The sequence below is a fragment of the Bowmanella yangjiangensis genome (genome assembly GCF_017255015.1).
Taxonomy (GTDB): Bacteria; Pseudomonadota; Gammaproteobacteria; order Enterobacterales; family Alteromonadaceae; genus Bowmanella; species Bowmanella yangjiangensis.
Window position 1 is genome coordinate 206597 of sequence record NZ_JAFKCS010000004.1, and the last position, 13646, is coordinate 220242.

Annotated in this window: 7 protein-coding genes; 5 read left to right on the forward strand and 2 right to left on the reverse strand. The window is 49.8% G+C overall.

Translation table 11 applies throughout. The features are described from left to right. Positions 1 to 31: 31 nt before the first annotated feature. The gene (locus J0A65_RS06695; RefSeq protein ID WP_206593365.1) at positions 32 to 1888 is read right to left on the reverse strand and encodes a DEAD/DEAH box helicase; all 1857 of its coding nucleotides are present in this window, start codon (positions 1886 to 1888) and stop codon (positions 32 to 34) included. A gap of 219 nt (positions 1889 to 2107) precedes the next feature. Here J0A65_RS06695 and prsT point away from each other — a divergent pair, with 219 nt between their 5' ends. Continuing rightward, positions 2108 to 4855: an XrtA/PEP-CTERM system TPR-repeat protein PrsT gene (prsT, locus tag J0A65_RS06700; protein ID WP_206593366.1), complete on the forward strand. Its 2748-nt coding sequence runs from the start codon at positions 2108 to 2110 to the stop codon at positions 4853 to 4855. A gap of 247 nt (positions 4856 to 5102) precedes the next feature. Here prsT and J0A65_RS06705 read toward each other — a convergent pair whose 3' ends face one another. Next, on the reverse strand, positions 5103 to 6719 hold the full coding sequence (locus J0A65_RS06705) for an alpha-glucosidase family protein (protein WP_206593367.1): 1617 nt from the start codon (positions 6717 to 6719) through the stop codon (positions 5103 to 5105). Between the two features lie 232 nt (positions 6720 to 6951). On the opposite strand from J0A65_RS06705, the gene J0A65_RS06710 reads away from it, so the two are divergent. The 4 genes from J0A65_RS06710 (at position 6952) to J0A65_RS06725 (ending at position 13515) form a co-directional block, all read left to right on the forward strand. Beyond that, positions 6952 to 8160 carry a YjgN family protein gene (locus J0A65_RS06710; protein ID WP_206593368.1) on the forward strand — a complete coding sequence of 403 codons (1209 nt, stop codon included), beginning with the start codon at positions 6952 to 6954 and terminating at the stop codon, positions 8158 to 8160. After that, positions 8160 to 9167, forward strand: a complete 1008-nt coding sequence (locus J0A65_RS06715; RefSeq protein WP_206593369.1) for a M48 family metallopeptidase — start codon at positions 8160 to 8162, stop codon at positions 9165 to 9167. The genes J0A65_RS06710 and J0A65_RS06715 overlap by 1 nt, the downstream gene beginning before the upstream one ends. A 141-nt stretch (positions 9168 to 9308) precedes the next feature. Beyond that, positions 9309 to 11561, forward strand: a complete 2253-nt coding sequence (locus J0A65_RS06720; protein ID WP_206593370.1) for an alpha-amylase family glycosyl hydrolase — start codon at positions 9309 to 9311, stop codon at positions 11559 to 11561. Between the two features lie 64 nt (positions 11562 to 11625). Beyond that, positions 11626 to 13515 (forward strand): glycoside hydrolase family 13 protein, encoded by a 1890-nt coding sequence (locus tag J0A65_RS06725; RefSeq protein WP_206593371.1) that lies wholly within the window; start codon positions 11626 to 11628, stop codon positions 13513 to 13515. Positions 13516 to 13646 lie beyond the last annotated feature (131 nt).

Sequence of the window (13646 nt, forward strand, 5' to 3'; positions counted from 1 at the left end):
AAAAAGGGGGCCTATCTGGCCCCTTTTCTATTTACTCTTTGTCTGCTCGGTCGCGTCTTGGGCGATCCGAACGAGGTCTGTCACCCCTGGGCTTGTCGCCTCTGGGTTTGTCGAACTTTGGCTTGTCACGGTTGTCGCGACGTGGTGGCTCATCAGACCATTCACGCAAGTTCATGCGCTGACCGGCAACTCTGGCTTTTTGCAGGATCTGACGGATCTCAGCCGGCATACCCTGAGGTAAATCCACCGTGCTGTAGTTGTCGTAAATTTCGATAGCGCCGATGTGCTTGCTTTCGATACCGGCTTCGTTGGCAATGGCGCCAACGATATTGCCTGGTTTAACACCGTGGGCATGGCCGACTTCCAACTTGTAACGCTGCATGCCTTCATCTGGTGTACTGCGGCGACGAGGGCCACGGTCACCGCGCTCTCCACCTCTATCACCACGTTCGCCACCTCTGTCACCACGACCGCGACCTTCGCCACGCTCACCGCGTTCGCGGAATCTTTCACCACGCTCTGGACGGTCACCACGAGGGGCGCGCTCTGACAGATCCGGGCGATCAGTTTCTTTCAGCAGCAAAGGTTCATCGCCTTGTGCGATTTTCGCCAGCGCTGCCATCAATACTTCCGGCGTCGCTTCGGTTTCGGCTTGAATGGCTTCAATAATAGGGATCAACGACTCAATGCTGTCATCTTCCATGGCTTCAACCACGGCTTGCTTGAAGCGCTTCAGACGCTGTTCATTTAGTTCAGAAACAGACGGAATCGGCATGGACTCAATGCGTTGGTTGGTGGCTTTTTCGATAGCAAACAACAAACGCTTCTCGCGATGCGAGATAAACAGAATAGCGTCACCCTGACGTCCAGCACGACCGGTACGACCGATGCGGTGTACGTAGGATTCGGTATCGTACGGAATGTCAAAGTTGATAACATGGCTGACGCGCTCTACGTCCAGACCCCGGGCCACAACATCGGTGGCAATCAGGATATCTATCTTGCCTTCTTTCAGACGCTCAACTGTGCGCTCACGGGAATTCTGCGGAATATCACCATTTAGCGGTTCCACCGCATAGCCGCGGGCAGCCAGCTTTTCCGCCAGTTCCAGCGTAGCAGTCTTAGTACGAACGAATATGATAACGCCGTCAAACTCTTCTACTTCCAGAATACGGGTTAGAGCTTCCAGTTTGTGATGGCCTGCAACCTGACAAAAACGCTGACGAATAGTGCTAGCAGTGCTGACCTTGGAAGCAATCTTTACCAGCTTCGGATTTTTCAGGTAATTGTTGGTAATGTTGCGGATACGATCTGGCATTGTCGCTGAAAACAGCGCAGTCTGGCGCTCTTTTGGGGCGTGGCTGAGGATCCATTCCACATCGTCTATAAAGCCCATGCGCAGCATTTCATCGGCTTCGTCCAGTACCAGAAATCTTAGCTTGTCCAGTTTCAGCGTGCCACGCTTGATATGGTCGATAACACGACCAGGAGTACCCACCACCACTTGCACACCACGCTTAAGAGGGCGGATCTGGTTGTCATAAGACTGACCACCGTAAATCGGAAGTACTTTGATGTCACGATTGAAGCTGGCATAGGTATGGAAAGCTTCAGCTACCTGAATAGCTAGCTCGCGGGTCGGTGCTAACACCAGCAATTGCGTGGTGGTATCTTCAGGATCCAGTCTGGCCAGCATAGGCAGAGCGAAAGCCGCCGTTTTACCTGTACCGGTTTGTGCTTGTCCCAGCAGGTCGTGGCCTGCCAACAGCAGGGGAATACTCTCCGCCTGGATAGGGGAAGGCTTTTCATACCCCACTTTTTCCAGGGCTTGGAGCAAATGCTCTGGCAGGTTAAGGTCTTTGAAGCTGAGGTCTGTGGTGCTGGTCATCTGGGATCCTGAAAGGGTGGCAAGGCAATTACAACTGCTTGGGCCGACTGCAAAAGCGCTATTATATTAGATCAGCGCAACTTACACCATGTTGTGGACAAATTTATGCCAATAATCCTTCGCAAAAGCACGTCTTGGTCATTGCAATAAAGTCTCAAGCGCAATAGCCTAGGGAGTTAACTAGCTTAGTGACCCCTTTCGCAGATATAAGGATTTCAAGTGCGTAGAACTCTCATTGCTTCCCTGGTGCTCGGTAGCCTGCTGGCCTGTTCTCCAAAAGATTCAGACACTTATCTTTCTGCCGCCAGAGATGCCCTGGCTAAAGGCGATACACAGGCCGCGGTACTGCAGTTAAAAAATGCCGTGCAGGTTGCGCCACAAAATGCACAAGCGCGTTTTGAATTGGGCAAACTGTACTTGGAACAACGTCAGTATCAGGATGCAGAGAAAGAGTTGAACAGGGCTATGGAGTATGGCCATCCAGCGGCAGAGGTCGTGCCACTGCTTTCCCGTTCCTATCAGAAAACGGGTGCCGACGTAGCACTGAGTAAACTGGCGAATCGCTATGCAGGCTTAAGTGAAGCCGAAGCCGCCGAGGTTGGTTTTTATCGATTGGAGTCCATGGTTAGGTTAGATCAAAAAGAGAAAGCCAGAAGCTTGATCGAAGAGATTAAAAACTATCAGACCAAGTCACCTTTTAAGTCATTGGCGTTAGTGTACGACTTCCTCTTGGAAGAAAATATTGAAGCCGCGAGAATCCAGTTGGATGACATTCTCAGTGCCACTCCCGCACAACCAGATGCCTTGAAATTGAAGGCCCGTCTGCAGTTGCAGAAAGGCGAAATGAGTGAGGCGATTGCTACCTATCAGGCTTATCATGAGGCTAATCCTCAGGACCATGAGATTACTTTTATGTTGGCGCGTTTACTCACGGATAACGGCCGTGCTAAAGAAGCCGAGCCGTTAGTGGATGCCTTGCTGAAACTGAGTAAAGATAATCCACGTCTTAACCAGCTCAAGGGGCTTAGCCGAGCCGACGCCGGTGATTTCGAAGGGGCCCTGGCCTATACCGAGAAAGCCCTGTTAAAAGAAACCACAGATCCCGCCATGCGTCTAACCGCAGGCTTTGCAGCTTACCAGAGCGGAGATTATGAAGGGGCGCGCACGCATTTGTCCTTGGTGGCAAGCGATCTTCCGCCTAACCATCCTGCTTTGCGTTTGCTGGCCGCTGCACAATTAAAACTAGGCTTGAATGAGCAGGCAGAGGAAACCCTCAACAAGCTGGAAGGCGCTAATGAAGACGATGCTTCGCTGTTTTCTGCCGCCGGCTTTGGCCTGTTAAGAGAGGGAAACTTACAGGCAGCTCAGGCCATGATAGAGAAATCAGAGCAGGTTAGTCATTCTGCATTGGATTTAACCCGCCTGGGCATACTGCAACTGTCTATGAATGACGTAGATGGCATTTTGAATCTGGAACAAGCACTAGAGCAGGCACCGGATCAGGAAGTCACTCGTACCACCTTGGCCACAGCCTATTTGGCAACCAAACAATACGACAAAGCCCTGTCTTTAGCGGCGGATTGGAAGAAGCAAGAACCCGAGTCAGAACAAGGTTACCTGCTGGCGGCAACGGCTTATCAGCGCAAGGGTGAAAAAGACAAGGCCATGGCCGAGCTGCAGCAAGCCAAAGCGCTTTCCCCTGATAATCCTAAGGTGCGCTTGGCGCTGATTGATATTCAACTGGTGGATAAACAATACGAGGAAGGTGGTAAGGAGCTTGCCGCGTTTTTGCAGGACTACCCGGACAATATTGCCGCCTTGTCACGTTATTTTGACCTGATGCAAGTGCAGCAGCAAGGTGAAAAGGGCCTGGCAAAGATAAAGCAGGCTTTTGACAAGCAACCTCAGAACATGTCATTGCGTTTGCTATTAGCCAACGCCTATATGATTTTGGGTCAAAGACAAGACACTATTGCTTTATTGGCAGCGGTGAAGGACGAGGATGATAAGGCTCTGTCCGGTGCATACTGGGATTTGCTGGGTAAAGCTTACTTGCAAAGTGACAAGGTGGTGGACGCAGAGGCCCATTATGACAGATGGCTGAAAGCACAACCTGGTAACACGCGCGCTATTCTTGGCAAACTCTTCCTGCTGGATGTACGTAGCAACTTTGATCAAGGATTGACGCTGGCTAAGTCTATGCTGGAGTCATACCCTGACGATGTACGTTTTTTGCAGATTTATACCCACTTTTTGTTAATGAAAGGCAATTATGCCGAAGGGCGCAAACAGTTTGATACATTGCCCGCGGCGCTTAAATCCACCCCTACAGGCAAAGGGATGCTGGGCAGACTGCTGGCCGGAGAAGGTGACTGTCAGAATGCCTTGCCAAATATTCTAGAAGCCTATGGATCGAAACAGAATCAGCGCAACCTGACATTGGCGCTTTTCTGTTATAACCGCTTGGGTCAAAAAGACCAGGCCTATCAGATGCTTAATCAGCATGTTGGGCAAAATGACAAAGATTTACCTGCCATCATGTTACTGGCTGAGCAGGAGTTATCGCGAGATAAAGGCAAAGCCATTGAGTTATATAAAAAGTCCTTGGCTTTACATGAGGCCAATTATCTGGTGCTAAACAACCTGGCTTATCTGTTGTTCGAACAAAACAAGTTGGATGAAGCTGAGAAGTTTGCCAAGCGCGCAATAGAACTGAATCCAACGGAGCCTTCGGTATTGGATACCGCCGCGCAAATCCTGATAGCTAAGAAAGATATGGCGCAGGCTGAGACCTATCTGGAGCAGGCCGTAAACAGCGAGGCGGTGACAGATGAGGTCTACCTTAACTATGTTGATCTGCTGATTAAAAGGGGTAAGAAGGAACTTGCTAAACGCAGATTAGCCCAGCGCGAATACAAGCAAGAAGGGGCTCAGGAACGAGCAGACAAGCTAGCAGGACAGCTATAAGAAAACTGAGCTGAAAAGTTGCTTTTCAGCTCAGCAAAAAATCTGTTAGGCTTTGTTGCGCAAAAAATAACCTGCTCATAAGCAAGGAATATAAAAAATGGCTGCCACGCCCAAATCCATTGTGCAGTTAAAAGATAAGCTCAGGGAATTTAATAATTGTTTGGAGGCTGATCCCTCCTGTGTCGAAGAAATGCGACAACTCAAGCAGGCGTTAGAAAGCCTGCTTGAGGAATTGCACCTTGACTCTCTACCCGAGCCTGGCAAATAGACAGGCGTAAGGGGGCAGGTGGATAGTGTTTTGCACTATTGTGCCAGTTGTCACACCATGTCCCTCAATCAACTCGCCGAGTGACTGTTGAATTGCCATAGTTGCTGCCTCACCTGACAAATTGAAACAGGCCAGTAGCTGTTCACCCTGCCATTCCCTGACAAATGCCAAAATGGGTTCGTCTGTGTCGATAAACTGAATATCACCAAATAGCAGAGCGGGTTGCGCTTTACGCCACTTCATCAGCTTGCGGTAACAATTCAGCACCGAATCTGGTTGTTTTTCCTGCACTTCTACACTTAGCGGCAGATGCGCATCAGGTACGGGCAACCAGGGTTTGTGGCTGCTGAAACCGCCATTTTGTGTCCTTAGCCAAGGATGCGGGGTGCGACATCCGTCACGCCCTTTAAAATTAGGCCAGAAGGTAATGCCGTAGGGATCTTGCAGATCCTCATAAGCCAACTCGGCTTCCGGTAGGCCAAGCTCTTCCCCCTGATACAGACAGATACTACCGCGTAATGAGCACAGCATGGCCAGCAGTAATTTGGCCAACTGTGGGGATGCATCGCCTTTACCCCAGCGACTGGCGGCTCTGACCACATCATGGTTACTGATTGCCCAGCACGGCCAGCCATCAAGCATTTTGTTTTCCAGTGTTTGCACTGTTTGGCGTATATAAGCTGCCGAGAAATCATCACAGAGCAGCTCAAAACTGTAGCCCATATGCAGGCGTTTGTTGCCTTCGGTGTATTCGGCCATGCTGGCTAACGAATCTTCCGATGACAGCTCACCAAGGGAAACCGTACCGGGATACCTGTCCAGCAGTGCTCTGAGTGCTTCAATAAAGCCCAGGTTTTCTGGCTGGGTGTTATTGAAGTAGTGATATTGAAAGGCGTACGGGTTGTCTTCTCGAAAACCCCGCCCTTTGCGTTCATGCGCTGGTTTGGCAGGGTTGTCCCGCAGCTGTGCGTCGTGGTAACAGAAGTTAATGGCATCCAGACGCAGGCCATGTACCCCTTTCTTCAGCCAGAACTCGACATTATCCAGCACCGCCTGGCGAACATCAGGATTATGGAAGTTCAGATCCGGTTGGCTGACCAGGAAGTTATGCAAATAATACTGACAGCGTCTCGGCTCCCATTGCCAGGCGCTGCCACCAAAAATCGACAGCCAGTTATTCGGGGGGGAGCCATCTGCTTTGGCGTCAGCCCATACGTACCAGTCGGCCTTAGGGTTACCCTTGCTCTGACGACTCTCCTCAAACCAAGCATGTTGGTCAGAGGTGTGGCTAAGCACCTGATCAATCATCAGCTTGATACCTAGCCGATTGGCTTTTTCCACCAACCTTTCAAAGTCTGCCATGGCGCCAAACATAGGGTCGATATCACGGTAGTCACTGATGTCGTAGCCAAAGTCCTTCATTGGGGACTTAAAAAAAGGGGAAATCCAAATGGCGTCTACCCCTAAGCTGGCCACATAATCCAGTTTCTCTATGATGCCGGGCAAGTCGCCAATGCCATCCTGATTGGTATCAAAAAAACTGCGTGGATATATCTGGTAGATGACGGCGCCCCGCCACCATGGCTGCTCTGTCATGGAATGCTTGATGATTAATTACGATTGCCGAAGGATACGTCAGCGGCCTTGCGACTGTAAAAACCCTGCATACGTATTCAACGCGAATACCTCTCCTGGCGAGCCGAATAATGGGCTTCTGATACACTTTGTTACGCTTTGCTTTTCCTGGCCGGTGTCTTCGCTTATGCTTGCGCCTAAGCCCTTGGAATAGGGCAGTAAAATGGAATATCACCGTACTTCAGGGGAAAAAATGGAACCCATCGATTATTCAACTTACAGCCTCAGCGAGCTTTATGAGGCTCGTAAACAACTAGATGACAGCATGCATCCTGAGCATGCCGAGATACTGGATGCCTGGATAGCTCATCGCCAGCAAGAGCCGCAAACCGCCTCAACCGGCAATACATCCGGCGTGGCGCGCCGCTCAGCAGTGCGTTTTCATGGTGACGGACAAGAGTTTTTCGGTATCTGGATTGTCAATCTGCTACTCAGCATAGTAACACTGGGTATTTACTCTGCTTGGGCGAAGGTGCGAACCAACAGATATTTTTATGGCAATCTGGAAGCAGATGGGCATAGATTCAGTTATCTGGCTGAGCCATTACAAATTCTAAAAGGTCGCATTATTGGCTTACTGCTGTTCGGTAGTTATTTTCTGGCCAGTTACCTTAGTCCCTTTGTGGCGGTTGTTATTATGCTACTGCTGTTTGCCCTGATGCCGGTGATGATCTGTCTTAGCTTACGCTTCAATATGCGTATGACAGCCTATAGAAATATCAGGTTTGCCTTTCGTGGCGGCTTTGGGCGTGCCTATGTATTGTTCATGATCTATCCGATTCTGAGCATTTTTACTTTCTATCTGACCATGCCGCTGGTGTTGAAGAAGATCGACGAGTTTATTTATGGCGGGATGCGTTTTGGGGACCGTCAGTTCCGGACTCATTTGCGCACCGGTGAATACTATGTTGCCGCCATAGGTACCAGCATTATTGCCTGTATCGTGGCTACCGTCATTTTTGTCCCAGCCGCTATGTTGATTGCTTTTCTCGCCGGAGGTGGTGCCATGCAAGAACCTGGCGGTGCGGCGGCTACTGGCTTTCTTGTTGCCACCATGCTTGTCTATGTATTGGTGTTGACGGTGGCGAGCTGTTACTACCAGGCACAGATTCGTAACCATCTGTATAACAACACCCAAATCGATAATGTGGCAGAACTTGAATCGGCGCTTAGTTTCTGGGCACTTGCCAAGTTGCGTCTGGTGAATCTGGTGATGCTGGTTTGCAGCCTTGGTTTGGCTTATCCCTGGGTTAAAGTCAGAACCGCAATGCTATTTGCCGAAGCCACCCATATCAAAGTGCTGAGCGAGGCTGACCAGGTGCTGGCTGAGTATAGCGCCGAGCCTAACGCCATCGCCGAAGAAGTGTCGGATATATTTGATATGGATATAGGCCTGACTTAATGCGTCACGAGTTGCAAGGAACTCTGTATCCACCGGGCAGCAGCGCTAGCTGCCCGGTGCTTGTGCACCTTTGTGAGGGAGAGCTGCGTGTTCTGGTCAGCGACAGTTGGCACAGTTATACCAAACAAAGTGTGTCTAGTCCGGCTGCACTTGGCCGTATGCCAAGGGATATTAAATTGCCGGATGGCGGCCTGCTGCATGTTCCTGCGTCCGCAGAGGTTAATCGCTGGTTGGATGGTCAGAAGCTGTCGGCCCGCCTAGCTGCGCTGGAAACAAACAGATGGGGCGTGATAGCCAGCCTGGTGCTGGCCCCTTTATTTCTGTTTGGGCTGTTTAAGTTCGGTATACCGGCTATGGCGGTCAGCTTCGCACATTATGTTCCGCAGGCGTATATCAATACGGCATCTGAACATACCTTGCTGGCGCTGGATGAATCTATTCTGGAACCCAGTCAGCTTAACCAGGCAACCCAACAGGAATATCTGACCTACTGGCAGAACACCGTAAGTCGCTTGGGACTGCCACCAAGTCGGTATCATATCCAGTTTCGTCACGCTGAAAAGCTTGGGCCAAATGCCTTTGCCTTGCCAAACGGTACTATAGTGATTACCGATCAGATGGTGGCCTTGCTGGAAGGAGACAAACAGGTGTTACAGGCGGTATTGCTGCATGAAATTGGTCATGTGGAGCATCGTCACTCTATGCGCCTTATTGCCCAGACATTGGCCTCTTCTGTTGTCATCAGCTATCTGTTTGGCGATATGTCCGGTATGGCTGATTTATTCGCGGGCGCTTCTACTACCTTAGTGCAAAACCAGTTTTCCCAAGATCTGGAATGGGAGGCTGATAACTACGCGCTGGCACAATTGGACAAGCTTGGACAAGACGGCGAAAGTTTTGCGTTGGCAATGGAAAAGCTAGCCAGTCTGGCCCCAGCTTCTAGTATGGAACGGTGGTTGTCGTCCCACCCTATGTTAAAAGACCGGATTGATAACGCCCGTCGATAGTTCAGGAATAGTCTGTACAGTTCTTTGCTGAATACGTATGCAGTCTGTTGTTAATAAAATGTAATTGCCTTTTACTTGGTCCCGAAGGATGAAACGTCGAGCGGTACCTTCGCGATTTCAATCACGAATAGGAGGCATAGCATGGAGTTCCGTCATTTTAGATACGCAAGTATCCGCAGCAAACTTAGCTTACTGGCATTAACCTGCTTTTCCACATTGGCCCTGGCTCAACAAGCCATCGGGCCGGTAACAGGTAAGGATGTAGTTTATCAAATCCTAACCGACAGATTTTACGATGGTGACAGTACCAATAACATTCCAACCGGTTCACCTTCTCAGATTTTTGATGGTACAGGTAGTGATCTGAAGTTGTATCAGGGCGGCGATTTTCAGGGCATCATCGACAAAATTCCCTACTTAAAGAACATGGGGGTAACGGCTGTTTGGATTTCAGCACCCTATGCCAACCGCGACGAACCTATCATTGATTATCAGTCTGGCGGTGGTCAGATGGTATGGTCCAGCTATCATGGTTATCATGTCAGTAATTACTACCGAACCAATGCGCATTTTGGTGACATGAAGGATTTTACCGACATGGTCAATGCGCTGCACAACGAGGGCATTAAGGTAGTTATCGACTTTGTTTCCAACCACAGTAGCCGTTGGCAGAATCCCACTAATAGTTTTGCAGCAGAGAACGGTAAGCTTTACGAGCCAGACCGTGACGGCAACGGCAATTTTGTATTTGATGGAAACGGCAATCCGGTTGATTTAAACAGCGATGGCAGTAGTGACAACCTGATTGCTGACCCCAATGGCACAACCAATCCCGGCTGGTTTCACAGTATAGGTGACCGAGGCACCGACAGCAGCCGCTTTGGCTATCGTTATCGTGATCTTGGCTCATTGGCTGACTTTACCCATGAGCTTCCCGAGGTTGTGGCCTATTTGGAAGGAGCGGCTACCTTTTGGAAAGGCAAGGGCATAGATGGTTATCGTCACGATGCCACCTTGCATATGAATCCGGCTTTTGCCAAAGGTTTCAGAGACGCCATAGATTCAGCACCGGGGGGCGCGGTAACCCACTTTGGTGAGTTCTTTATTGGTAAACCCGATCCCAAGTATGGGGAATATGAGTCGTTTCCCGACCGCACAGGCATCAATAATCTGGATTTTGAGTATTTTCGTACCCTGACCAATGTAATAGGCAACGGTTCGCAGAATATGCAGGACCTGGCCAGTTTTTATCAGTACACCGATAACGACTACGCCTATGAAAATCAAACGGTTACCTTTATCGATAACCACGATGTACCGCGCTTCTTGCGGGTAAACAGTGACCAACGCAGTTTGGATGTGGCGCTGGCCCTGACATTAACCTCGCGTGGTATTCCGAACATCTATTATGGTACTGAGCAGTATGTGAACGGGCATGACGGTAGTGAGAATGGTGGGCGGGTATTTATGCAAACTGATACCAGCTTCAGTCAGACCACCAGAGCCTACAAAATCATTCAAAAGCTCTCGGCACTGCGCCAGCAAAATGATGCATTAGCTTATGGCCAAACCAGCATCTTGTATTCCAGTGCCGACGTGCTGGTGATGTCCCGTAAGTTCTACGACAAACAAGTCATTATTGCGGTTAACCGCAGTCCCTACAACAGTTACACCGTGCCTACGCTTTCCACCTCGATGGCAGCCGGCAACTATACCGACGTGTTGACCGGTGAGCTGGGCGGTAGCAGTGTTAGTGTCAGTGGTGGACAACTGGCGTCATTCCAACTTAGTCAGCAAGAAGTTAACGTATGGAGTTATGACCCTAACCTCGGTACTGCGCCAAAAATTGGCGACATGCAATCCACTATTGGGCGCAGCGGTAATCAGGTCAAGCTCTTTGGTACTGGTCTTGACGGCTCGTTGCAAGTGAAATTTGACACCACTAATGCCACTGTTGTCGCCAACGATTATCACAGTGCAACTGTGACTATCCCTGCTGTTGCTGCCGGTTCTCGCTCAGTGTCAGTGGTAAAAGGTGGGGTAACTAGCAATACCTTTGCATTTGAAGTGCTATCCGATGATCAGAATCAGATGATCTTCCATGTGGTGGCTTACACCCAGCCTGGGGAGCAAGTGTATGTGGTGGGGAATATCCCTGAACTGGGTAACTGGGATCCGGCCAAAGCCTTGGACGCGTTCCATAATCCCAATCCAAGTGAATGGTGGAAGTGGTTCTTACCTGTCAGTGTTCCCAAGGGAACTAATATCCAATTTAAGTACATCATCAAAGACAGTATGGGTAATGTAACCTGGGAGTCTGGCGCTAACCGCTCAGCCAGTTCATCTGCAATAGCATCTGGGGTAGTGGATTTACCCTTGCATACGTTTCAATAACTGAGGGGGGGGCTGGTTGTCAGCAATCAGTCCCATCTTTTAGATAAGGACAGTGTCACAACCTATGAAAAAGCGTCAACTATTTGCCTTGCTAACCTGCCTGACTGCTAATGATGCTGCCCTGGCGCAGTGCCCGCAAAATTCAGACGCTACACCAAGGGGGCCTATTGCTTTGGATGCCAATGGTGAATTTGTGCCAGCCTGGGCTAAGGACGTAGTGTGGTATCAAATTTTTCCAGAGCGTTTTCGCGATGGCGATCCTAGCAATAATCCCAAGGTTAAGGACATTGCAGGTGCTGACCCGGCGCAGCCTCCCAAGGCCTGGAATATCCATCCCTGGGGCAGTGACTGGTACAAGTTACAGCCTTATGAGCTGGAAAATGGTGAAAAGGCCTTGTGGATGCATATGCTTCGCCGTCGTTATGGTGGTGATCTGCAAGGGGTGATAGATAAGCTGGATTATTTAAAAGACCTGGGCATCAGTGCCATTTATCTCAATCCGGTTTTTGATGCACCTTCGCTACATAAATACGACGGTGCCAGCTATCACCATATCGACCCAAATTTCGGTCCGGATCCAGAAGGCGACAGAGCCCTAATGGCCACAGAACAGGCCTGGGATCCCAGCACTTGGGTATGGACTAAAGCCGATAAGCTTGCCCTGAAACTGATTGAGCAAGCTCACCAGCGTGGCATACGTATTATCTTCGATGGCGTATTCAACCATATGGGGATTAACAGTTTTGCCTTTGTGGATCTAAAAAAGAACCAGCAGGCATCTCCCTATAAAGACTGGTTCAATGTGGTGTCCTGGGATGACCCCAAAAAGGGCACAGAATTCGACTATTTAGGCTGGTTTGGTGTGAAGTCTTTACCCGAGTTTCGTGAAACCGAGGAAGACCTGGCTCCTGGGCCCAAGGCATATATTTTTGCTGCCACCGAACGCTGGATGAAACCTCAAGGCGCTGGCTTTTCCCGAGGCATTGATGGCTGGCGTTTGGATGTTGCCTTTTGTGTTGGTCATGGCTTCTGGAAGGATTGGCGTGCCCATGTCAAAGGCCTGAATCCCGAGGCGTACCTTACCGCAGAAATTGTTGACCATCCGGACAAGGTTAAGCCCTATCTGCAAGGGGACGAATTCGATGGTGAGATGAATTACAACTTTGCTTTTACGGCGGCTGAGTTTTTATTCAACCCGCCTCACATGGCCATTAGTGCCAGTGAGTTTGATAGCAAACTCAAAGAGATGCGCGAGCTTTACCCTAAAGGCGTGGCTTATGTGACGCAGAACTTGTTTGGCAGCCATGATTCGAATCGTATTGGTTCTCACATTGTGAATCGGGGGATTGGGAACTTCCGTGACTGGGGTAAGTATTTCAATCTTTCGCAGGTGGGTAACAACCCCGACTATCAGGTACGTAAACCCAATGATGACGAGCTGCAACTTCAGAAGCTATTTGTGATCCTGCAAATGACTTATGTTGGGGCACCGATGGTGTACTACGGCGATGAGGTGGGTATGTGGGGGGCTAATGACCCGGATGACCGCAAGCCCATGATCTGGTCTGACATAGAATATGAAGACGAAGTGACCAACTCTGACGGTAGCAAGCGTGCGGCTGACAACGTGGAGGTTAATCAGCAACTTCAGGCTCATTATCGTAAGCTTATTCATATTCGTAATCAGCATCCGGCCTTACAGCGAGGTGACTACCAAAGCATACTGGTAGATGATGAAAAAGGCTTGTACGGCTATGAACGTCAACATCAGGGGCAGCGAGTGAGGGTGATTCTCAACAACAGCGCAGAGTCTCGTCAGGTAGCACTGGATAATGCCGACGGACAACATTGGCAGGAGCTGCTCAGCAACCTTCCTACCGCAATTAAAGAAGGTAAGCTGCAACTATCGATACCGCCTTATTGGGGAGCCGTATTAGTGGCAGGATCCCAATAACGCCATATCCGGTGTCTGAATCGCGCGGGGAGCACTTAAGCTCCCCGTTTTCTTATCCGGCGTCAGGCCAGAGACCTTCGCCCGCCTGTTACTTTGGCTGTTTACAATGGCTTAAAGCTGAAAGCTTTCAG

Bases quoted from the DNA above. Each gene is read 5' to 3' on its own strand.
- J0A65_RS06695 (WP_206593365.1), bottom strand. From the start codon at position 1,888: ATGACCAGCACCACAGACCTCAGCTTCAAAGACCTTAACCTGCCAGAG.
- J0A65_RS06725 (WP_206593371.1), top strand. From the start codon at position 11,626: ATGAAAAAGCGTCAACTATTTGCCTTGCTAACCTGCCTGACTGCTAAT.
- J0A65_RS06720 (WP_206593370.1), top strand. From the start codon at position 9,309: ATGGAGTTCCGTCATTTTAGATACGCAAGTATCCGCAGCAAACTTAGC.
- J0A65_RS06705 (WP_206593367.1), bottom strand. From the start codon at position 6,719: ATGACAGAGCAGCCATGGTGGCGGGGCGCCGTCATCTACCAGATATAT.
- J0A65_RS06715 (WP_206593369.1), top strand. From the start codon at position 8,160: ATGCGTCACGAGTTGCAAGGAACTCTGTATCCACCGGGCAGCAGCGCT.
- J0A65_RS06710 (WP_206593368.1), top strand. From the start codon at position 6,952: ATGGAACCCATCGATTATTCAACTTACAGCCTCAGCGAGCTTTATGAG.